Origin of the sequence: Streptomyces sp. NPDC057137 (assembly GCF_042670825.1) — a bacterium.
Classification (GTDB): Bacteria; Actinomycetota; Actinomycetes; order Streptomycetales; family Streptomycetaceae; genus Streptomyces.
In genome coordinates, this window is record NZ_JBHUUW010000047.1 from 41,231 (window position 1) to 62,490 (window position 21,260).

Consider the following 21,260-nt stretch of genomic DNA (forward strand, 5'->3'; position numbering starts at 1 on the left):
CCGTCGCCGTTAAATCAGCGTTTCGCACAGGGACAGCACGAGAAGACAGATCGGGAGAAGACAACAGATGGGGCGCCCGAGTGGGCGCCCCATCCTTAAGTCAGACTCTTGTCGCACATCTCCTACTGCGTATCGCCCTTGCGCTCGCCCAGCGTCACGTCGACCTGCGACTCCTTGCCGCCTCGCGTGTATGTGATCTTGATCTTGTCGCCCGGCTTGTGCGTCCAGATCTCGCTGATCAGCGTCGGGCCGCTGTCGATCGGCACGTCGTTGAACTTCGTGATGACGTCACCCGACTTGAGCCCCGCCTTCGCGGCCGGCCCGTCCGGCGTCACCGCCGGGGTGCCGCCCCCGCCGTCGCCCGAGATCGTCGCGCCGTCGCCGCCCTCCGACATGGAGACCGTCGCGCCGATGACCGGATAGACGGGCTGCCCGGTCTTGATCAGCTCCCCGGCGACCGTCTTCGCCTGGTTGATCGGGATGGCGAAGCCGAGGCCGACCGAACCCGACTGGGTCCCGCCGCCACCGCCGCCACCACCCGAGGGCTGGATGGCCGAGTTCATGCCGATGACCGCGCCCCGCGCGTCCAGCAGCGGACCGCCGGAGTTGCCGGGGTTGATGGAGGCATCGGTCTGCAGGGCGCTCATGTACGAGTTCTTGTCGCTGGAACCGTCGCCGGAGGCCACCGGGCGGTTCTTGGCGCTGATGATGCCCGTCGTGACGGTGTTGGAGAGCCCGAAGGGCGCGCCGATCGCGATCGTCGAGTCGCCGACGGCCACCTGGTCCGAATTGCCCAGGGCCAGCGGCTTCAGGCCGGACGGCGGGTCCTTCAGCTTCACCACGGCGACGTCGTAGCCCTCGGCGCGGCCGACGACCTCGGCCGCGTACTCCTTGCCGTTGGAGAACGTCGCCGTCAGGTCTCCGCCGTCGGCGGCCGAGGCCACCACGTGGTTGTTCGTGAGGATGTGGCCCTGCTTGTCGTAGATGAACCCTGTGCCTGTACCGCCGTCACCGCCCTGGGCCTGCGCCGTGATCGTGACGACGCTCGGGAGCGCCTTGCCGGCCACCGCCGCCGTGCTGCCCTCCTCGCGCTTCAGCGCCGGGGAGTCGGCCGCGGAGACCGTGGTCGAACCACCGCTGACGCTGTCGTCGTTGTTGCTGTCCGCCGCCCAGTAACCGATCCCGCCGCCGACCACTCCGGCGACCAGCGCCGCCGCGAGCACCGCGGCGATCAGCCCACCGGGGCGCTTACGGGACGGCTGCGGCCCGGACGGGGACGGCTCGCCCCATCCGCCGCCACCACTGCCACCGCCTCCGTAATGAGGCTGGGACGGCGGGGGCGGGGGCGGCGGCCATCCCGCGTCGGGGGCCGAGCCGGTGGATCCCGCCGTGCCGGGGAGGTACGCCGGTACGGCTCCGGGCAGCTGCGTCGTGGGCTCGGATCCCTGACCGGGCTCACTGGCCCGGCCGGGCTGCTCGGGGTACGGCGGAGGGGTCTGCTGCTGCGGGGCGTCCTGGTGCTGCGGGGGCTGGTGCCGCTGATCGTGCGTGAACTCCCCCGGAGCGGACGCGGGTGTGCCCTCGGGAGCGGCAACCGGCACGGGAGGTACGGACGGGGCGGACGGGACCGCTGTGCCCTCGTTCTCGGTGCTCACAGTCTTTTACTCCTCGGTTCCACATCAGTCTTCGGCAAGAGTTCCGCTGTTTTCCGCCGCGTTCAGGTGGCGGTACATGACCTTCGACATGTACACGTCTCTCGTACGTCGCTGCCCTCAGCTTTTCCCACAGCACGTCAGGCCACGGTAAGCAGGACCTGTGTGTCTCCCCACCATCCTTTATTACGGGGCAAACGGGACGCATCCGCAGTACGCCCCGGGAGGGGCACCGCCCCACGCTTACCCCGTCTCGGTGACACCATGGCGGGGTGACTCAAGCACGGCAGCACAGCATCCAGGTCGTCGCCCACCGAGGAGCCTCCGAGGACGCCCCTGAACACACTCTGGCCGCCTACAAGAAGGCCATCGAGGACGGGGCCGACGCACTGGAATGCGATGTACGGCTGACCGCCGACGGGCACCTCGTCTGCGTACACGACCGCCGCGTGAACCGCACCTCCAACGGACGCGGCGCCGTCTCCGCCCTGGAGCTCGCCGATCTGGCCACCCTCGACTTCGGCTCGTGGATGGAGAACATGGACAGCGAGGAGAGTCCCGACTGGAAGGACCGCTCCCTCACCTCCGTACTGACGCTTGAGCGCCTGCTGGAACTCGTCGCCGACACCGACCGGCGCATCGAACTGGCCATCGAGACCAAACATCCCACCCGCTGGGCCGGACAGGTGGAGGAGCGGCTGCTCCACATGCTGGCGCGCTTCGGACTCGACGGCCCGGCACCCGGCAGGCCGTCCGGCGGGTCGTCCGGCCGATCGCCGGGCGGGTCACCCGATCCGTCCCCGGTACGCATCATGAGCTTCTCGGCCCGGTCGCTGCACCGCATCGCCGACGCCGCGCCGCAACTGCCGACCGTCTATCTGATGCAGTTCGTCTCGCCCCGGCTGCGCGACGGACGGCTGCCCGCAGGCGCCCGGATCGCCGGGCCCGGCATCCGGATCGTGCGCAACCAACCGGGCTATGTGGAACGGCTGCACAAGGCGGGGCACCGTGTCCATGTCTGGACGGTGAACGAACCGGAAGACGTCGAACTCTGCGCGAACCTCGGAGTGGAGGCAATCATCACCAACCGCCCCAAACAGGTGCTGTCCCAACTGGGACGCCTTGCCTGACTTGTCGGGGATTGGGGAGTACGGAGGGTGACGTGGAGTGCACCGGCGCGTTCGGTACGTGTTCGACCCTGTCGAGTGCGTCACTGACCTTCCCTTGGCCGGTTTCCGGTCCAGGCCATTGGGGCATTCACACCGTGGCGTGGGGCAAAGGAGGTCTCGGGGGTGGCGTTTGTGGTGGCACAAGAAGTGCCCACGTCGTCGAGCATGGCCGTTCCCCATGGCCCTGCGGGCGTGGGACAGGCGAGGCATCGGATGCGCGAGCAGTTGCGCGGCCGAGGGATGCCGGACGCGGTCGTCGACGATGCCGTACTGATCCTTTCCGAACTGCTCAGCAATGCCTGCCGGCACGGCAGACCGCTGGGGCGCGCGGAGATCGGTGACGGCGACGTACGCGCCGCCTGGGAGGTCGACGGCGCCGGCCGGCTGACCGTCGAGGTGACGGACGGCGGCGGCCCGACCCGACCGGTTCCGGCCACACCCTCGGTCACCGCGCGCGGCGGCCGCGGGCTGAACATCATCACCTCGCTCGCCCAGGACTGGGGCGTACGGGACAGCTCGTCCGGCGAGGTCACGGTGTGGGTGATCGTCACCGAAGGGCATCGCCATGAGGATTTCTCTACGCGCGTCGCTGTCCCTGAGCTGGACTTCGCCGACACCTTCGACCCGGTCGACGACCTGACCTGACGGACGGGTCGGCGAACAGGTCGGCGAACGGGCGGGCCGACGAGCCGGTACGCGCGGCGGGCAAACGCGACAGGCACGCGCGCCGGGTACGCGGTACGCGGGGCAGCCACGGAGCGGCAGCCGCGGAGCCGTACGCGACCCTCGTACGCGCCCCCACCCGCCCTCCCCCGATGGGGCGTTGCGCCCACGGCAATACGCGGTACGGCTAGGCTCGCGCCCGACACCGCACTGCCGCTATCGGGAGAAGCCCACCATGGCCAAGAAGCGCCCCCAGACCAAGGCCGCGAAGGCTCAGTCCGCGAAAGCTCAGCTCACGGACGGGCCAATTCCGGTCGTGGGCGCGCGCGAGCCCTGCCCGTGCGGCTCGGGCCGCCGCTACAAGGCCTGTCACGGCCGGGCCGCCGCACAGGCCGTCACCGAGCTGGTCCAGCGCCCCTTCGAGGGGCTGGCCGACGAGTGCGACTGGATCGCGCTGCGCGAGCTGGTGCCCGCCGCGACCGCCGAACTGACGCTCAAGGGGGGTCTGCCGGACGGCGTACCGTCCGTGACCCTCGCGACCGTCCTGCCGATGGCCTGGCCCGCGCTGCGCCGCGACGACGGCTCCGTGCTGCTCGCGCTCCAGAACGACACCTCCTCCGGCGACCTCAGCCGCGACCTCGCCGACACGCTCCGGCGGGCGCTGAGCGCGGAGCCCGGCAACCCGGTCGCCGCGCAGCGCGTTCCGGCAGACGGGCCGCGTCTTCAGGACCTGCTGGACCCGGACGCCGACTTCGCGCCGGTCGTCCACCCGGGCTTCGAGTTCTGGGTGCCGGACGCCGAGAACGCGACCCCCGAGGTGACCGCGTCGCTGGAGCGGGCCAACGCCGCCGCGATCCCGACGGTGAAGCTCACCGGCGCGGACGCCGCGTACTGGTGCGAGACGCCCGACAAGAACCACCTGCGCTGGGTCATGCCGCACCCCGAGGAGAAGCTGCTCGACGCGCTCGCCCGGCTGCACGCCGCCGGCACGTCGAGCCTCGGCGAGGGCACACGGCTGGTCGGCTCCTTCCGGGCGCACGGGCTCACGGTGCCGGTCTGGGACCTGCCGAGCGCGATGCGCGCCGAGGACTGCGAGAAGCCCGCGGCGGAGCTGCAGGAGCGGCTGACGGCCGCCCTGGCGGTGGACGCGCCGCTGACCGGGGACGAGCGCCGGGCGCGCGGCGGGCTCACCAACCGCCAGGTGACCCTCAGCTGATCCTCACCTGAGGCTCAGCTGAGGCTCAAGAAATTCGTCGCCCACGGTGACAGTCGTCACAACTGCCCGTACCGGCAAGTAATTTCTTGTCCGAATACATCAGATCGAATTTGCTAACCGTCGATCTCTTGTTACCGTTCTAGAAGTCCGGTCGCTGGTGCATCCCCCGTCGCCAGCGACCGGGCGTCTTCGTTCCCCGGCGGTGTTCGTGCAATTTCCGGAGTGAAGAGTGCAGAGTTGCCGCGCCGTTGCGCGCCTCTCGGCCGTCGCATCCGTGAACCGACCGGGATCCTCAACTGGCCGACGGAGCAGCGGAGTTGCTGCCGGACCTGAGCAACAGCGGCCCGGTCCCGTCGGCACTTCCCGCGAACTCCGCGACCGCCCAGTACCGTGCGGGCTTTCCCGCAGTGCGTTCACGCGGAGTTTCACAAGAACCCGGCTCGTCGCCGTCTTCCACCGCGCAGTGGGACTGCACGGTCCGCCCGCCGGGCCCCATCAGGCTGAGCACGGAACGCAATTCCTCACCTGATGCATTCCGGTAGTACGTACGGCCCCAGGTGTCCCCGTTCTCGGTGAGAACGCAGGTCTGGGCCTCGATCCCGTCACGCGACGTGAGCGCCGGACCGCAGTGCTCGACGGCCGCGACGTCGCCGTTCTCCGGCTCCTGGTGGGTGACCGGGGGCGCCGCACGGGGCGTGTCGGGCCCGGAGCGCGTCGTGGGGCCGGTCGCCGGACCGCCCGCGGGGCCCGCGGACGCGGCCAGCGGCAGCAGGGCGGTGAACACCACCAGGGTGGCGAGCCCGATCACACGGAGATTCATGGGGCCCACCTGCCGCTGCCGGGGAGATCTTGACCGTCGGCCGAAGATATCGGCGGAATCGGGCCACCCGGCGCGCCGCGCGCCCATTTCCCGTACAACTCGGGCCACCTCGCACCCGTACGAGTGACAGCCGCGACGAAAACCGGGCCGCACCTCGAAGGCGCGGCCCGGTATGTCGGTGCGTATGTCGGTGCGTACGCACCCCTGTGCTCAGTAGGCGAGTCTGCTGCCGCCGTCCGGCGCGCTCGTGCTCGCCTCGACCAGCGCGTCCACGACCGCCTCCACGTCCGGCAGCCACGGCGACGCCGAGCCGGGCAGTGGCGCCCGCTCCCAGCGCACCTGACCGCCGACCGCCTCGGACGGCGGGAGCACCAGATAGCCGCCCTCGCCGTGGAAGCGGAGCGAACTGGGCACCCAGTCCTTGGCGAAGAGCAGCTCACCGAGCCGCTCCAGGGTGTACGGGGCCACCAGCAGCGACCAGCGCGTGGGTGTCGCCACGACCGGGCCGAGGCGCATCCCCATCTGGTCCAGTGCCACCAGCGCACGCTCCCCGGCGGCAGCGGGCAGACTCACCGCGCACGGCGCGGTGCCTCCGGTGGCCATCACGATCGGGGCCGTGGGCCGGTTGGCCCACCACCAGCGCACCATGCGCTCGTCGGTCGTCGCGGCCAGCAGGCCGGGATCGAAGGGGTGCGCGCCGGGTACGGCGCACTCCGGGTCCGGGCAGGCGCAGCCGAGGCCACGATCGCCCCGGCCGCCGGACGTCTTCAGGCCGGCTCCGGGAAGTACGGGCCACTGCCACGCCGTGGCGCACGTCAGCGCCGCTTCGAGTGGGGCAGGCATCCCCTTGCGCCTGAACAGGAGCCTGCGTCGCCTTCCGAGGATCTCGCGCATGAGCGCTCGTTCCTTTCCGTTGAACGCCGAGGTCCACATGCCACACCGGTAAATCTGTGTGCATGGCTTCACTGTGCGTATCGCTGTGCGTACAGTCGACGCATGTCGTCGACGCTCCGCCGCCCCTTTGGACGGGGCACAGTCGGACTTCGCCAACCTGCGGCTGGGCTCACCGCTCCTGGGCCGAACGCAGTCTGTCTTCGTTAACGCGTAACGACGGGTGGCGCACTCAATGGTCTGTCGATCTTCCTGTGACAGCCCCGCCACTCGCGGGATGGCGCGCGGGCTACGGCGGTTAAGACGCCGAAGCCGTCCGTCAGGTTCCGGGGCCGTCCCAACTGCCCCTGTCCGTCACCGTTTACGTACCCATCACGTGCGGGATGACGCTCCTCCACGATGTCGCCTGCGCTTCACCGGGGAGGCTCCTGTCGAGTTCCCTCAGTCGATCGCAGAATACTGCGCTGGGGTCATTTTCTCGCCAAGATAACCGTCGCACAGACACCAGTAGTTCCGCCAGGACAATGCTGGACATCGCCTCAGTTGTGCGTGTACATGTGGATGCACTGATAGTGGCGCAGTATCACCTGGTGGTTTGCGATGCTATTGCGCGAAACGCACCAGTCAGAAAGCCGGTTGCCATGAGCGCTCCGCACATGCCGAAAGTGGCTGGAATCGATTCAGTAGTTCCGGCTCCCGCGCACACTGCCCCGCCCCTCGACGAGTCCGCCGGCGCACCCGTGGTCATGATCCAGGACCGGCTGGCCGGCTGGGTCTCCGACCTGACCACCCTCCACGAACTCACGGAACGCCTGGCCAGGACGGGTTCGGTGGACGCGGCCCTCAACGAGGTCGTACGGGCCGGAGCCGCCCTCGTCGGCTCCTCGCGCGGCCTGGTCGTCCTCGAACCGGCGCCCCGCGCGGACGAGCACACCCCCTGCGTCACCGTCGGACTCGGCCTCAGCCACGGCGACCTCGGCCAGCTGGAGACCGTACCGCGGGACGCGACCTCCTACGGACGGCTCCTCGACGACACCACGGAGCCCGGGACCGCCGCCGAGTCCGTCGGCGACGTGCTCGGCGACCCGGACCTCGACCCGCTGCACCGCGACGTGGCACGTCGGCTCGGCTACGGCGCCACGTACGCGGTCTCTCTCAGGGCCGAGACGGCCGGACGGATCGGCGCCGCGGTCTGGTTTTACGACGAACCCGCCGAACCGGTGGAAAGACAGCGCCATCTGGTGGGTCTCTACGCCCGGTACGCCGCCGAGCATCTGGCGCGCCTCCTGGAGCTGGAGACCGCCCGCGCCCGCGAGGCCACGATCGCCGACGAGCTGCTGCCCAGCAGGCTCCCCCGGGTGCCGGGCGTACGACTCGCCGTACGGCACCGCACGAGCGGGCACGGCGGCGGCGACTGGTACGACGCGCTGCCGCTGCCCGAGGGCGCGCTGGGGCTGGCCGTCGGCTCCGTGAGCGGGTCGGGGCCGAGCGCCCTGGCCGCCATGGGACGGCTGCGCGCCTCCCTGCGGGCGTACGCGGTGATGGAGGGCGAGGACCCCGTCGCCGTACTGTCCGACCTCGAACTGCTGCTGCGGCTGACCGAACCGGCCCGCACCGCCACCGCGCTCTTCGCCTACGCCGAACCGGCGCTGCGCAAGATCGTGCTCGCCGGGGCCGGGCACGCGCCGCCGCTGATCGTGGGGGAGCAACGTACGGAGTTCGTCGAGACGACGCTGTCGGCGCCGCTCGGGATGCTGTCCTGCTGGGAGGCGCCGAGCGTGGAGCTGTCGCCCGCGCCAGGAGAAACGGTGCTGCTGTACACGGACGGGCTGCTGCGGCGCACCGGCGACCCGATGGACCGGGCCTTCGCGCGGCTGCACGCGGCGGCCGCGAGTGTGCCCAGGAGCCTCAGGGACGATCCGGGGGCGATCGCCGACCACGTACTGCGGCTGGTGCTGCCCGAAGGGCTCGACGAGCCCGTCCCCGGCGGCCGCCACGACGGGAGCGCGGAGGACGTCGTGATCCTCGCCGCACTCTTCGACTGAACCGACTGAACCGACTGAACCGGACCGTCCCCCTCCGGCCTGTCCGCCGCCGCGTACGGCCGCCCCGTCCGCGCGTCCGCCGGGTTGTCCACAGGCCCCCTGGCCAGTCTCCCGTACAGACATACGATGGTGCCGGGACCCGAAAGGTCCAATGTCGTACAGAGGAGGCAGACCGTGGCCGAGGAGCTCATCCCGGAAAAGCCGGAGACCCCGGAATCACTGGGAAATCAGGACACAGTGCTCGATGACGCCGACGAGGCGTCGGCCGAGAAGCCCGTCAAGAAGCGCAAGAACGGCCTGTACATGAGTGTGTCCGACGAGCTGGCCGAGAACATGAAGTCGGGCTGGGCCGACACGGAGCTCCATGACCTGGAGCCCCTCGCACAGGCGACGCACACCGCGGCCCGCCGTGCCGAGCTGTCCGCGCGATTCCCGGGCGACCGCCTGGTGATCCCCGCCGGCGGCCTGAAGACCCGGTCCAACGACACGGAGTACAGCTTCCGTCCCTCCACGGAGTACGCGTATCTCACCGGCGACCACACGGAGGACGGCGTCCTCGTGCTGGAGCCGGTGTCCGGCGGCGAGGGCCACCGGGCGACGATCTATCTCACCCCGCGCTCCAACCGGGGGAACGGCGAATTCTGGCTCGACGGCCGCCAGGGCGAGCTGTGGGTCGGCCGCCGGCACTCGCTCGCCGAGGCCGAGCAGCTGATCGGCCTGCCCGCGAAGGACGTACGGGAGCTGGCCGGCGCGCTGCGCGAGGCGACCGGCCCGGTGCGCGCCGTCCGCGGGCACGACGCCGCCATCGAGGCCGCGCTGGCCGACAAGGTCACGGCGGAGCGCGACGAGGAGCTGCGCGTCCATCTGTCCGAGGCGCGCGCGGTGAAGGACGACTTCGAGATCGGCGAGCTCCAGAAGGCCGTCGACTCGACCGTCCGCGGCTTCGAGGACGTCGTACGGATCCTCGACAAGGCGGAGGCGACCAGCGAGCGCTACATCGAGGGGACGTTCTTCCTGCGCGCCCGCGTCGAGGGCAACGACATCGGCTACGGCTCGATCTGCGCCGCGGGACCGCACGCCACCACCCTGCACTGGGTGCGCAACGACGGGGACGTGCGCTCCGGCGATCTGCTCCTGCTCGACGCCGGCGTGGAGACCCACACCCTCTACACCGCCGACGTCACCCGCACCCTGCCGATCAACGGCCGGTTCGACGAGCTGCAGCGGAAGATCTACGACGCGGTGTACGAGTCGCAGGAGGCCGGTATCGCCGCGGTGAAGCCGGGCGCGAAGTACCGGGACTTCCACGACGCGTCGCAGCGCGTGCTCGCCGAGAGGCTCGTCGAGTGGGGCCTGCTCGACGGGCCGGTCGAGCAGGTCCTGGAGCTGGGTCTCCAGCGCCGCTGGACGCTGCACGGCACCGGGCACATGCTCGGCCTGGACGTCCACGACTGCGCGGCCGCGCGGACGGAGGCGTACGTGGACGGGACGCTGGAGCCCGGTATGTGTCTGACCGTCGAGCCGGGACTGTACTTCCAGGCGGACGACCTCACGGTGCCGGAGGAGTACCGGGGCATCGGGGTCCGGATCGAGGACGACATCCTGGTCACGGAGGACGGCAACCGGAATCTGTCGGCCGGGCTGCCGCGTACGTCCGCCGACGTCGAGGCGTGGATGGCGGCCACCAAGGCCACCGAGCCCGCCGCGCAGGGCTGAGAGCGGGGTCCGGCAGCAGGTCCCGGGCGAACAGTCGTCGGCCCGGTCGCGCGTGACGCGCGGCCGGGCCTTCGGGTTCGTGTGCGCCCATCCCTGAGGGTCAGACTCCGGCGGTCGTACCGCCCAGGGCCACCAGCGGGGTCTCCTCGCGCCACTTCAGGATCTTGTCGAAGCTGATCACCGCGCCCCGCCCCGGCCTGTTCCGGCAGTGGACATGGTCGGCCAGCTGCTCGATCAGCGACAGCCCCCGCCCGTCCTCGGCGGTCGAGGCGGCGAAGGCGGCCGGCCGCCGGACGGCCCGGCGGGAGGGGAATCCCGGCCCGGAGTCGGACACTTCGATACGGCACTTCTCGCCGTCCAGATACGCGGTCACCCGGTACGCCTCCGACGCCTTGGACGGTGCGCCGGGCCCGTCGTCACCGCCGTGCTCGACGGCGTTCGCGCAGGCCTCGCTCAGTGCGACGGACAGATCGAAGGAAATGTCGGGGTCGACGCCCGCGGTCTCCATCGTGCCGATCAGAAGACGGCGCGCGAGCGGGACGCTCGCGGCTTCGCGCCGCAAATGGAGGGACCACCAGATGCTCATGCTCCAGCCTCCTGGCCACAGCTCGACATACCGATACGTATTGCCGTTGCGGGCGACTCGTAAGCACATCGATCGCGTGAAACAACTCATTCGGCGGACGCGCATGACCCGTCCGCCGTTGTAAGGGACAGAGGGTGATCTTCCGGACCTGCCGTAGGAAGCCGCCGACCGCAGTGCGATGATGACCCGGCCATGCCGGATCGTGTCGTACGCGCCGGGGCCGGTCTGCGGCTCCTGAGGGCCGCGGTGTTCACCGCGGTCTGTGTCGTGCTGTCCGGGACAGGACATGTGATCGCGGCCTGTCAGGCCGTCCCCTGGTGGACGCTCGTCATCGGTTTCGCCGGTGTCTTCGCGGTGGCCGCGCCGCTCGCCGGACGCGTCCGTTCACTGCCCTCCATAGCGCTCGCCCTGACGGGTGGACAGCTCGCGCTGCACGCCCTGTTCGGGATGAGCCAGCACCACCTCACGATGCGCGCCGGCGCCGACGACGTACTCGTCCGCATGGCGGCGAAGCTGATCTGCGGGGCCGGCCCGGCGTCGCTGAGCCCCGTCGACGCGCACCGCATCGTGACCGACGCCGGGATCGACCCCGCCACCCTCGGCGGCGCGGCCGCGCAGGGCGGTCACCTGCACGGCGGCACGTCCGCCGCAACGGCCGCCCAGGCGACGGCCGATGGCACCGGCGGGGTGGCCGGGCTGCTGCCCGAGCTGCCCAGCCTGCCCATGTTCCTCGCGCACCTGCTGGCCGCCCTCGCGACCGGCTGGCTCATGCGCCGCGGCGACCTCGCGCTCGCCCGGGTCGCCACGCTCTCGTCCCAGGGCCTCGGCGACGGCTTCGGCGAAGCCGTCGCCGACAACGCGCGGCTGCGGGCGCTGCGGGCCGCCCTCGGTCTCGTACGGGCCCTGCACGCCGGTCTGCCGGTCACGCCCGCCCCCGGGCGGCTCGCCCGGCCGGCCCCACGCCGTGACACTCCGCCGTCGTACACGGAGGAGACGCTTCAGCATTCGGTGATCAGGCGCGGCCCCCCGGCCGTACTCACTCTCGCCGCCTGACGCGACGACACGCCCCGTACGTAGTACGGAGGGCAGTGGCGTCGCGATGCCGACGCGTATCCGCGCGCGGCTCACCGTCTCCCCCACACCCGTGGAGTGTCTCCTGTCATGAACGCCTCTCGTACGAACACGTCTCGTCGCGGTGTCTCGCGGCTGTCCACCGCCGGTCGTACGCGCACCGCGCGCCGTGCGGCAGTCGTCGGCGGCGTCGCCGCGTCCGCCGTCGTACTGCTCGCCGGTCCCGCCCTCGCGCACGTCGGTGTGCAGCCGGTCGGCGAAGCCGCCAAGGGCGGCTACGCGACGGTCAACTTCAAGGTCCCGAACGAGCGCGACGACGCCTCGACCGTCAAGCTCGAAGTGAACTTCCCGACCGAGCACCCGCTGGCGTCGGTGTCGCCGCAGGCCGTGCCCGGCTGGAAGATCGTCGTCACCAAGAGCAAGCTCGCCAAGCCGATCGAGCTGCACGGCAAGCAGATCACCGAAGCCGTCTCGAAGGTCACCTGGACCGCCACGGGCGACGGTGTCGAGTCCGGCTACTTCCAGCAGTTCCCGCTCTCCATCGGCCAGCTGCCCGAGGACGCCGACCAGTTGGTGTTCAAGACCCTCCAGACGTACGACAACGACGAGGTCGTGCGCTGGATCGACGCGCCGACCGAGGGCGCCGAGCCCGAGAGCCCGGCGCCGGTCCTGGCGCTGACCGCCGCCACCGAGGACGGCCACGGCGCGGCGGCCGGTGACAAGGACGACGCCAAGGGCGCCGCCCACGCCTCGGACGACAGCGACGGCAAGGACGGGGCCGGGGCCGGGGAGAACGCAGCCTCGTCCGACAGCAGCGACGGCACGGCCCGCACCCTCGGCATCGTCGGCATCGTCATCGGCGCCGCCGGTGTGGCCTTCGGCGTCCTGGCCGGCCGCCGCCGTACCTCGTCCGACAGCACCCCCGCCAGCTGATCAGCGGGCGCGGGCCCGCCGCTGGGCCCGCGCCCGGAGCCCCGTACTCCACCAATGGGAACTACCTTCATGCGCAAGAAGACCGTGCTCACCGCCGCCGCACTCACGGCGGCCCTGGCACTCACCCTGTCCGCCTGCGGAAGCGGCGGCGACGACGACGCGTCGAAGCCCGTGGCCGACGTCTCCAGCCAGCCGAAGACGCAAGCGGCGACCGTGCTCGACAAGCCCTTCGAGAAGCCGAACCTCGTCCTCAAGGACACCAAGGGCAAGACGTACGACTTCCGCGAGGAGACCAAGGGCAAGCCGACGCTGATCTACTTCGGCTACACGCACTGCCCGGACGTCTGCCCGCTGACGATGAGCAACATCGCCATCGCCAGGAAGGCGCTCCCCAAGGCCGACCAGGACAAGCTCCAGGTCGTGTTCGTCACCACCGACCCCGAGCGGGACACCTCCGCCGAACTCGCCAAGTGGCTGCCGAGCGCGGGCGACCCGTCGTTCGTCGGCCTCACCGGCGACTTCCCGACCATCCAGGCCGGCGCGCGCCAGGTCGGCATCGGCATCGAGCCGGCGACGAAGGAGAAGGACGGCACCGTCGTCTCCATGCACGGGGCCCAGGTCATCGCGTTCTCGCCGAAGACGGACGGCGGTTACGTCCTGTACGGCGAGGACACCACGGCCGACGACTACACGAAGGACCTGCCGAAGCTCATCAAGGGCGAGAAGCCGTGAGGGCGCGCGGCGGCCGTCCCATCGCCGGGTCGGTGCTGGTGTCGCTGGTGTCGGTCGCGTCCCTCGCGGCCCTGGCGGGGTGCTCGTCGGCGGACGCCTCCGAGGACAAGCCTCAGTTGAAGGTCAGCGGGGCGTTCATGCCGCAGCCCGTCAGCGACATGGCGTCCGGCTTCCTCACGGTCACCAACAGCGGTGGCGCGGCGGACAAGCTCACCTCCGTCACCAGCGACATCTCGGACGACGTCACGATCCACGAGACCAAGGACCAGAAGATGCGGCAGGTGAAGTCCTTCGACATCCCGGCCGACGGCGAGCTGAGTCTGGATCGCGGCGGCAGCCATCTGATGTTCATGGGCCTGAAGAAGAAGCTCGAACAAGGCCAACGGATCTCCGTGGAACTGCACTTCGAGAAGACCGACCCGATCAAGGTCGACCTTCCCGTCAAGGAGACCACCTACAACCCCACGCGGCACTGAGGGACTGACTCACCATGACGGCCACCGCCCCCCGCTTCGGAACCCGGCTCATACGGCTGCTGCTCGTCGGCGCCGTAACGGTCCTCGGCCTCTTCGGCGCGCTCTCCGGTACGGCGTCCGCGCACGCGGCGCTGACCGGCAGCGATCCGAAGGACGGGGCGGTGGTCGACGTCGCTCCGCAGGACATCACACTCACCTTCTCCGAACAGATCGCCATGGGCGACGACTCCATCCGGGTCCTCGACCCCAGCAGCAAGCGCGTCGACGTCGCGAAGATGCGCGACCTGAGCCAGGGCGGCACCGTCCGCTACGCCGTCGGCCTGAAGCCCGGACTGCCGGACGGCACGTACACCGTCGCCTGGCAGGCGGTCTCGGCCGACAGCCATCCCGTGTCCGGCGCGTTCACCTTCTCCGTCGGGGCGCCGTCGGCGACCACGGCCACCGTGCCCGATCAGGAGGCCGGGGGCGGACTGGTCGGGACGGTGTACGACACGGTGCGCTACATCTCGTACGTCGGGTTCATCCTGCTCGTCGGCGGGGCGGCGTTCGTCCTCGCCTGCTGGCAGCGGGGCGCTTCCGTACGGCCGTTGCAACGGCTCGTCGTCGGCGGCTGGGTCACCATGACCGCCGCGACACTCGTCCTCCTACTACTGCGGACTCCGTACACCGGGTCCGGCAAGCTCGGCGACATGTTCGACCTCGGCGGGCTGTCGGACGTGCTGGACACCAAGACGGGCGCCGCGCTCGTCTCGCGGCTGTTGCTGCTCGGCGCGGCCGCGCTCTTCATCGCCGTGCTGTTCGGCGCGTACGCGAAGCGCGTCACGGAAGCGGAATCCGAGACGGGATCCGAAACGGAATCTGGAGCGGGATCCGAGAGGGAGTCCGACGCGGGGAAGGCGAAGGGTGATCTCACCTTCGGGCTGAGCCTGGGCGGCGCGGTCGTCGCCGCCGGTATCGCCGGGACGTGGGCGCTGTCCGAGCACGCGTCGACCGGCATCCAGACCGGCCTCGCCATGCCGCTGGACGTCCTGCATCTGCTGGCCGTGGCCGCCTGGCTCGGCGGCCTCGTATCGCTGCTGGTCGCCCTCTACGGGGCGCCGGACATCGAACGCGCCGCCGTGCGGCGCTTCTCGCGGATCGCCTTCGTCAGCGTCGTCGTTCTGGCCGTGACCGGGCTCTACCAGTCGTGGCGGCAGGTCGGCTCCTGGGACGCGTGGACCGGTACGTCGTACGGCCAACTCCTGCTGGTCAAGGTCGGGCTGATCGCCGTACTGCTCGGTGTCGCCTGGTTCTCGCGGCGCTGGACGGGGCTGCTGGGCGAGCAGGCGAAGACGGAGACGGAGACCTCGGCGGATGCCGGAACGGAAGACGGAGCCGAGGAAGCCGAAGAGGTCGGTGCCGATCCCGAGCGCGCCGTCCAACTCGCCCGCCAGCGCACCGCGTTGGCCACAGCCCGCAAGAAGCGGAACCGCGACGCCGACACCGAGCGGTCCGGGCTGCGCCGCTCCGTACTGACCGAGGCGGGCATCGCCCTCGTGGTGCTCGCCGTCACGACCGCCCTGACGGGCACCGAGCCGGGACGTACGCAGGAGAAGGAGGTCGGCCGGTCGAGCACCGAGGCCGCCGCGCCCGCCCCCGCCCGCCCCGTCAACCTCACCGAGCCCTTCGACACCGGCGGTGCGAAGGGCAAGGGCACGCTGCGGCTCACCCTCGACCCCGCCCGCCCCGGCGCCAACCTCATGCACGTCTGGATCGACGGCCCGGACGGGAAGCCGATGGACGTGCCCGAGGTGAAGGTCGCCTACACCCTGAAGTCCGAGCAGATCGGCCCGCTCCCCGTCGTGCCCGAGCGCCTGGCACCGGGACACTGGAGCACGGCCAACGTACAGATCCCGATGCCCGGCGACTGGAATCTCCAGGTGACCGTGCGGACCTCGGACATCGACCAGACCACCATCGAGAAGAACGTGAAGATCGGCTGACCCCGTGAGCGACACCCGTACGACCAATGACACCGACACCGCCTCCGGCGCCGGCTCCGACGGCCGCGACGCCACCCCCGCGATCTCACGGCGGCGGCTGATCGGTACGGCCGGTGCCGTCGGCGCCGCGGGCCTCGTCGCCGGAGCGGCCGGCGGGAGCGCCACGTACGCCGCCACCCGCCCCGACGAGCCGACGGCGCTCGCCACGGTCGGCTCGGCCACCGTCGCGTTCCACGGCGACCACCAGGCCGGCATCACCACCCCGCTCCAGGCCCGCGGCCATCTGGTCGCCCTCGACCTGGCACCGGGCGCCGGACGCAAGGAGGCAGCCGCGCTGCTGCGCCGCTGGTCGGAGACCACGCGACGGCTCATGGCGGGCGAACCGGCCGGGGAGCGCGACACGGGCGTCGCGCTGGACGCGGGACCTTCCGCGCTGACGGTGACCTTCGGCTTCGGCCGGACCTTCTTCGACGTGACGAAGCTGGCCGACCGCCGCCCGTCGGCGCTCGACCCGCTGCCGGCCTTCTCCTCGGACCACCTCGACGCCCGCCGCAGCGAAGGCGATCTGTGGGTACAGATCGGCTCGGACGACTCGCTCGTCGCCTTCCATGCGCTGCGCGCCCTTCTTAAGGAGGCGGGCGACGCGGCGCGGGTGCGGTGGCAGATGAACGGCTTCAACCGCTCGCCCGGCGCCACCGCCCGCCCGATGACGGCCCGCAATCTGATGGGCCAGGTCGACGGCACCAACAACCCCAAGCCGACGGAGCCCGACTTCGACCGGCGGATCTTCGTCCCGGCGAAGCCGCCGGCCGGGACACCCGACTGGATGGCGGGCGGCTCGTACGCCGTCGTACGCCGGATCCGGATGCTGCTCGACGACTGGGACGCCCTGCCGGTCGACCGCCAGGAACTCGTCATCGGCCGCCGCAAGTCCGACGGCGCCCCGCTCACCGGCGGCACGGAGACGACCGCGCTCGCCCTCGACAAGACCGGCCCGGACGGCAGGCTCGTCATCCCGGACAACGCGCACGCACGGATCTCGGCGCCGGAGCAGAACGGCGGAGCGGCGATGCTGCGCCGCCCGTTCTCCTTCCACGACGGCATCGCGGCGGACGGCACGCCCGACGCGGGCCTGCTGTTCGTCTGCTGGCAGGCCGATCCGCTGAGGGGCTTCGTGCCGGTGCAGCGCAAGCTCGACCGGGGTGACGCGCTGTCGGCGTTCGTACGGCACGAGTCGAGCGGCCTGTACGCGGTGCCGGGCGGAGCGCGCGAGGGCGAGTACGTGGGCCAGCGGCTGCTGGAGTCCTGAGCCGGGGCCGGGGCCGGGCCGGACTTCCGGCCCCGGATGCCTGACCTGGGCCGTGGGCTGACGTCCTGGGCCGTCCGCCGATCGGACTAAAGTGACCACATGTCGGCCACGCGCTATACGTACCTGGGCCCCGAGGGCACCTTCACCGAAGCCGCCCTCCGCACCCTTCCGGAAGCCGCCACCCGGGAGCTGATCCCGATGGTCTCGGTGCCCGCGGCCCTCGATGCCGTACGGCACGGGGACGCCGCGGCCGCCCTCGTACCGATCGAGAACTCGGTGGAGGGCGGCGTCACCGCGACCCTCGACGAACTCGCGTCGGGCGAGCCGCTGATGATCTACCGCGAGGTGGTGCTGCCCATCGCCTTCGCGCTCCTCGTCAGGCCGGGGACGGCGCTGTCCGACGTCAAGACGGTGACCGGTCATCCGGTGGCGCAGCCGCAGGTGCGCAACTGGCTGCGGGCCAATCTCCCGAACGCGCTGTGGGAGTCGGCCGCGTCGAACGCGGACGGCGCGCGGCTGGTCCAGGAGGGCCGGTTCGACGCCGCCTTCGCCGGTGAGTTCGCGGCGGTGACGTACGGGCTCGAAGCCCTGGTCACCGAGATCCACGACGCCGAGAACGCGGAGACGCGCTTCGTCCTGGTGGGCAGGCCCGCGCGGCCTGCGGCGCCGACCGGCGCGGACAAGACGTCCGTCGTGGTCTGGCTCGGCGAGGACCACCCGGGCGCGCTGCTCGAACTGCTCCAGGAGTTCGCCATACGCGGGGTCAACCTGATGCTCATCCAGTCGCGGCCGACGGGCGCGGGCATCGGTAACTACTCCTTCGCCGTGGACGCCGAGGGCCATATCGCGGACCGGCGCGTGGGCGAGGCGCTGATGGGGCTGAAGCGGATCAGCCCGAAGGTGCGGTTCCTGGGGTCGTACCCGAGGGCCGGTGTGGCTCCGGAGGACCTGCCGCGGCTCCGCCCGGGGACGTCGGACGCGGAGTTCATGGACGCCGCCGACTGGCTGGCCCGCAGCCAGGACGGCCGGATCTGAGCCGCCGGGGCGGCGGGGAGGCCCGTTGTCCCCAGAGTTATCCACAGGCGGACCAGCCACCCTGGGGACAAGTCGACAGGGGCGGCCGAACGGGTCGACAAATCTCCTCAGCGACCGTACTTCCATCCACAGGGCGCGGAAGTGGCCTGCGTCACTCCCATTCCATTGATCAACTCGTTAGAGGGACCAAGTCCCACCCGAATGAGTATGTGAAGCGGGTTTACGAGGAGAATCCTCCCGCTCCCACATGGGCTTTCACCGCGACGTCGCTCGCGATCCACAGATTCCCCACACAGCCTGTGGATAACTTTCCGAGTCGGTACGCCTCTGTGGACAACGTCGCCCCAAGTGCCGCGCGCCACAAGGGAAATGAGTCAACGGAACATCGCCGGTGCCCCTTTCCGGGGAAATGGCCACCCGCTATTGACGCAAGCGGCCCTCCCTTTTCACTCTTTCCTCACTCTCCCCAATTGCGGCAATTCAGACAAAGCACCACACGCTGAAATATCGGGTGGGGTGGCGGAAGCACGCACCGGTAGCCTGGTGGGGTGATTGACCTTCGCCTGCTCCGAGACGACCCCGACCGTGTCCGCGCCTCGCAGCGCGCCCGTGGAGAGGACGTCGCCGTCGTCGACGCCCTGCTCTCCGCCGACGAGCGGCGCAGGGCCTCCGGCGTCCGCTTCGACGAGCTCCGTTCCGAGCAGAAGACGCTCGGCAAACTCGTCCCCAAGGCCACCGGCGACGAGAAGACCGAGCTGCTGGCGCGCACCCGGGAGCTGTCCGCGGCCGTGAAGGCAGCCGACGTCGCGCAGCACGAGGCCGACGAGGAGGCCAGGCGGCTGCTCCTCCAGCTGGGCAACATCGTCCACCCGGACGTGCCCGTGGGCGGCGAGGAGGACTTCGTCGTCCTCGACACGATCGGCACCCCGCGCGACTTCGCCGCCGAGGGCTTCGAGCCCAAGGACCACCTGGAGCTGGGCGAGGCGCTCGGCGCCATCGACATGGAGCGCGGCGCGAAGGTCTCCGGCTCGCGCTTCTACTATCTGACGGGCATCGGCGCCCTGCTCGAACTCGCCCTGGTGAACGCGGCGATCGCGCAGGCCACCGACGCCGGCTTCATCCCGATGCTGACCCCCGCGCTGGTGCGCCCGCGCGCGATGGAGGGCACGGGCTTCCTCGGCCAGGCCGCCGAGAACGTGTACCACCTGGAGAAGGACGACTACTACCTGGTCGGTACGTCGGAGGTGCCCCTCGCCGCGTACCACATGGACGAGATCATCGACGCCGACAAGCTGCCCCTGCGGTACGCGGGCTTCTCGCCGTGCTTCCGCCGCGAGGCGGGCACCTACGGCAAGGACACCCGGGGCATCTTCCGGGTGCACCAGTTCGACAAGGTCGAGATGTTCTCGTACGTCGACCCGGCTGACGCCGAGGCCGAGCACACGCGGCTGCTGGAGTGGGAGAAGCAGTGGCTCACCGGCCTCGGGCTGCCCTTCCAGGTGATCGACGTGGCCACGGGCGACCTGGGTGCCTCGGCCTCGCGCAAGTTCGACTGCGAGGCGTGGATCCCGACGCAGGGCAAGTACCGCGAGCTGACGTCCGCGTCCAACTGCGACGGTTTCCAGGCCCGTCGGCTCTCCGTACGGATGCGTGAGGCCAAGGACGGCAAGCAGCAGGTGAGGCCGCTCGCGACGCTGAACGGCACGCTCTGCGCCGTACCGCGCACGATCGTGGCGCTGCTGGAGAACCACCAGCAGGCCGACGGTTCGGTGTGGGTGCCCGAGGTGCTCCGTCCGTATCTGGGCGGGCGCGAGACGCTGGAGCCGATCGCCAAGTGAGTTCCGCCCCTGCCCCTGCTTCCGCCTTCCCGTACAAGCTCGTCGCGACCGACCTCGACGGCACGCTGCTGCGCGAGGACCACACGGTCTCCGGGCGTACGCGTGACGCGCTCGCCGCCGCCACGGCGGCGGGCGCCGCGCACATCATCGTCACCGGGCGGGCCGTGCCGTGGACACGGGGCATCCTGGACGATCTCGGGTACGACGGGTTGGCGGTCTGTGGCCAGGGCGCGCAGGTTTACCACGCCGGTGAGCACAGACTGCTGACGTCGGTGACGCTGGACCGGCAGGTGGCCGTTCTCGCGCTGGCGAAGATCGAGGCGGAGGTGGGCCCGCTGGCGCTGGCCGCGAGCCGTGACGGCCTCGACGGTGACGTCCTGATCGGGCCGGGCTACCAGGTGCAGGAGGGCCCGCTGCCCTCGCTGTTCCTCGACGATCGCGAGGAGATGTGGACCGCGCCGATCAACAAGGTCTACATCCAGCATCCGGAGCTGAGCGACGACGCGTTGGCGAAGGTCGCGCAGGAGACGGTCGGCGGCATGGTGGCCGTGGTGATGGCGGGGCCGGGGGTCGTGGAGATCCTGCCGCTGGGTCTGAGCAAGGCGACGGGGCTCTCGCTGGCCGCGCGGCGGCTCGGCGTGACGGCGGCCGACACGATCGCGTTCGGCGACATGCCCAACGACATTCCGATGTTCGGCTGGGCGCGGCACGGTGTGGCGATGGCCAACGCGCACGAGGCGCTCAAGGCCGTGGCGGACGAGGTGACCGCGTCGAACGACGACGACGGTATCGCCGTGGTGTTGGAGAGGCTGCTTCAGCAGGGCTGAGGCGCCCGCTTCCGGTCGAGACGCGGAGAGTCGAGAGGGAGGGGGCGGTCCGCGCGCGAACGCGCGCTCGAAGCGACCGCCCCCTTGGGCGGGTCACCGTCGGCCGCACGGAGCGGAAGTGGTTACTCCGGTGCCGGGTCGGGACTGCCCTGTCGGGAACTCGACGGACTCGAACTACTGGTCATCGCCGCGCTCCTCTCCCGGTCCAGTGGTGCCTGACACCAACACTGTGCACCCGCGCGGTACTTGGGCGCCACCCGATTACGCGGGTCCTGGCGCGGTGGCCGTCCCGTCCGGCC

At 70.8% G+C, this 21,260-nt stretch carries 18 protein-coding genes; 14 read left to right on the forward strand and 4 right to left on the reverse strand.

Annotated features, from left to right (window positions below):
- Positions 1-122: 122 nt before the first annotated feature.
- Positions 123-1,655, reverse strand: a complete 1,533-nt coding sequence (locus tag ACFT9I_RS29085; protein ID WP_382569068.1) for a S1C family serine protease — start codon at positions 1,653-1,655, stop codon at positions 123-125.
- A 269-nt stretch (positions 1,656-1,924) separates the two neighbouring features.
- Between ACFT9I_RS29085 and ACFT9I_RS29090 the strand changes: the two genes are divergently transcribed.
- From ACFT9I_RS29090 to ACFT9I_RS29100, 3 genes are all read left to right on the forward strand, one after another.
- Positions 1,925-2,782 carry a glycerophosphodiester phosphodiesterase gene (locus tag ACFT9I_RS29090; RefSeq protein ID WP_382569070.1) on the forward strand — a complete coding sequence of 286 codons (858 nt, stop codon included), beginning with the start codon at positions 1,925-1,927 and terminating at the stop codon, positions 2,780-2,782.
- A 117-nt stretch (positions 2,783-2,899) separates the two neighbouring features.
- Positions 2,900-3,466 carry an ATP-binding protein gene (locus ACFT9I_RS29095; protein ID WP_382569093.1) on the forward strand — a complete coding sequence of 189 codons (567 nt, stop codon included), beginning with the start codon at positions 2,900-2,902 and terminating at the stop codon, positions 3,464-3,466.
- 253 nt (positions 3,467-3,719) lie between these two features.
- Entirely contained in the window at positions 3,720-4,700 is a 981-nt protein-coding gene (locus ACFT9I_RS29100; protein ID WP_382569072.1) for a DUF5926 family protein, read from the forward strand.
- 292 nt (positions 4,701-4,992) lie between these two features.
- Here ACFT9I_RS29100 and ACFT9I_RS29105 read toward each other — a convergent pair whose 3' ends face one another.
- Positions 4,993-5,520 (reverse strand): hypothetical protein, encoded by a 528-nt coding sequence (locus ACFT9I_RS29105; RefSeq protein WP_382569073.1) that lies wholly within the window; start codon positions 5,518-5,520, stop codon positions 4,993-4,995.
- A gap of 210 nt (positions 5,521-5,730) precedes the next feature.
- On the reverse strand, positions 5,731-6,414 hold the full coding sequence (locus ACFT9I_RS29110) for a bifunctional DNA primase/polymerase (protein WP_382569075.1): 684 nt from the start codon (positions 6,412-6,414) through the stop codon (positions 5,731-5,733).
- A gap of 521 nt (positions 6,415-6,935) precedes the next feature.
- On the opposite strand from ACFT9I_RS29110, the gene ACFT9I_RS29115 reads away from it, so the two are divergent.
- Together ACFT9I_RS29115 and ACFT9I_RS29120 are read left to right on the forward strand one after the other, a co-directional pair.
- Complete coding sequence (locus ACFT9I_RS29115) at positions 6,936-8,456, forward strand: PP2C family protein-serine/threonine phosphatase (protein ID WP_382569077.1); 1,521 nt, start codon at positions 6,936-6,938, stop codon at positions 8,454-8,456.
- Between the two features lie 174 nt (positions 8,457-8,630).
- Positions 8,631-10,172 carry an aminopeptidase P family protein gene (locus ACFT9I_RS29120; RefSeq protein ID WP_382569078.1) on the forward strand — a complete coding sequence of 514 codons (1,542 nt, stop codon included), beginning with the start codon at positions 8,631-8,633 and terminating at the stop codon, positions 10,170-10,172.
- Positions 10,173-10,272: 100 nt separating this feature from the next.
- Here ACFT9I_RS29120 and ACFT9I_RS29125 read toward each other — a convergent pair whose 3' ends face one another.
- Complete coding sequence (locus ACFT9I_RS29125) at positions 10,273-10,758, reverse strand: ATP-binding protein (RefSeq protein WP_382569080.1); 486 nt, start codon at positions 10,756-10,758, stop codon at positions 10,273-10,275.
- A gap of 192 nt (positions 10,759-10,950) precedes the next feature.
- Here ACFT9I_RS29125 and ACFT9I_RS29130 point away from each other — a divergent pair, with 192 nt between their 5' ends.
- From ACFT9I_RS29130 to ACFT9I_RS29170, 9 genes are all read left to right on the forward strand, one after another.
- On the forward strand, positions 10,951-11,811 hold the full coding sequence (locus tag ACFT9I_RS29130; RefSeq protein ID WP_382569082.1) for a hypothetical protein: 861 nt from the start codon (positions 10,951-10,953) through the stop codon (positions 11,809-11,811).
- Between the two features lie 108 nt (positions 11,812-11,919).
- On the forward strand, positions 11,920-12,762 hold the full coding sequence (locus tag ACFT9I_RS29135; protein WP_382569084.1) for a YcnI family protein: 843 nt from the start codon (positions 11,920-11,922) through the stop codon (positions 12,760-12,762).
- 69 nt (positions 12,763-12,831) lie between these two features.
- On the forward strand, positions 12,832-13,494 hold the full coding sequence (locus tag ACFT9I_RS29140; RefSeq protein WP_382569085.1) for an SCO family protein: 663 nt from the start codon (positions 12,832-12,834) through the stop codon (positions 13,492-13,494).
- Positions 13,495-13,514: 20 nt separating this feature from the next.
- Positions 13,515-13,970 (forward strand): copper chaperone PCu(A)C, encoded by a 456-nt coding sequence (locus tag ACFT9I_RS29145; RefSeq protein WP_382569094.1) that lies wholly within the window; start codon positions 13,515-13,517, stop codon positions 13,968-13,970.
- Positions 13,971-13,984: 14 nt separating this feature from the next.
- On the forward strand, positions 13,985-15,952 hold the full coding sequence (locus ACFT9I_RS29150; protein WP_382569087.1) for a copper resistance CopC/CopD family protein: 1,968 nt from the start codon (positions 13,985-13,987) through the stop codon (positions 15,950-15,952).
- A gap of 82 nt (positions 15,953-16,034) precedes the next feature.
- Positions 16,035-17,261 carry an iron uptake transporter deferrochelatase/peroxidase subunit gene (gene efeB, locus ACFT9I_RS29155; protein WP_382569095.1) on the forward strand — a complete coding sequence of 409 codons (1,227 nt, stop codon included), beginning with the start codon at positions 16,035-16,037 and terminating at the stop codon, positions 17,259-17,261.
- A 99-nt stretch (positions 17,262-17,360) separates the two neighbouring features.
- Positions 17,361-18,296 (forward strand): prephenate dehydratase, encoded by a 936-nt coding sequence (pheA, locus tag ACFT9I_RS29160; protein ID WP_382569089.1) that lies wholly within the window; start codon positions 17,361-17,363, stop codon positions 18,294-18,296.
- A 548-nt stretch (positions 18,297-18,844) separates the two neighbouring features.
- Entirely contained in the window at positions 18,845-20,134 is a 1,290-nt protein-coding gene (serS, locus tag ACFT9I_RS29165) for a serine--tRNA ligase (protein ID WP_382569090.1), read from the forward strand.
- On the forward strand, positions 20,131-20,961 hold the full coding sequence (locus ACFT9I_RS29170; protein WP_382569091.1) for an HAD family hydrolase: 831 nt from the start codon (positions 20,131-20,133) through the stop codon (positions 20,959-20,961). The genes serS and ACFT9I_RS29170 overlap by 4 nt, the downstream gene beginning before the upstream one ends.
- Positions 20,962-21,260 lie beyond the last annotated feature (299 nt).

Bases quoted from the DNA above. Each gene is read 5' to 3' on its own strand.
- ACFT9I_RS29130 (WP_382569082.1), top strand. From the start codon at position 10,951: ATGCCGGATCGTGTCGTACGCGCCGGGGCCGGTCTGCGGCTCCTGAGG.
- pheA (WP_382569089.1), top strand. From the start codon at position 17,361: ATGTCGGCCACGCGCTATACGTACCTGGGCCCCGAGGGCACCTTCACC.
- ACFT9I_RS29140 (WP_382569085.1), top strand. From the start codon at position 12,832: ATGCGCAAGAAGACCGTGCTCACCGCCGCCGCACTCACGGCGGCCCTG.
- ACFT9I_RS29105 (WP_382569073.1), bottom strand. From the start codon at position 5,520: ATGAATCTCCGTGTGATCGGGCTCGCCACCCTGGTGGTGTTCACCGCC.
- ACFT9I_RS29150 (WP_382569087.1), top strand. From the start codon at position 13,985: ATGACGGCCACCGCCCCCCGCTTCGGAACCCGGCTCATACGGCTGCTG.
- ACFT9I_RS29135 (WP_382569084.1), top strand. From the start codon at position 11,920: ATGAACGCCTCTCGTACGAACACGTCTCGTCGCGGTGTCTCGCGGCTG.
- ACFT9I_RS29100 (WP_382569072.1), top strand. From the start codon at position 3,720: ATGGCCAAGAAGCGCCCCCAGACCAAGGCCGCGAAGGCTCAGTCCGCG.
- ACFT9I_RS29125 (WP_382569080.1), bottom strand. From the start codon at position 10,758: ATGAGCATCTGGTGGTCCCTCCATTTGCGGCGCGAAGCCGCGAGCGTC.
- ACFT9I_RS29115 (WP_382569077.1), top strand. From the start codon at position 6,936: ATGCTGGACATCGCCTCAGTTGTGCGTGTACATGTGGATGCACTGATA.
- ACFT9I_RS29110 (WP_382569075.1), bottom strand. From the start codon at position 6,414: ATGCGCGAGATCCTCGGAAGGCGACGCAGGCTCCTGTTCAGGCGCAAG.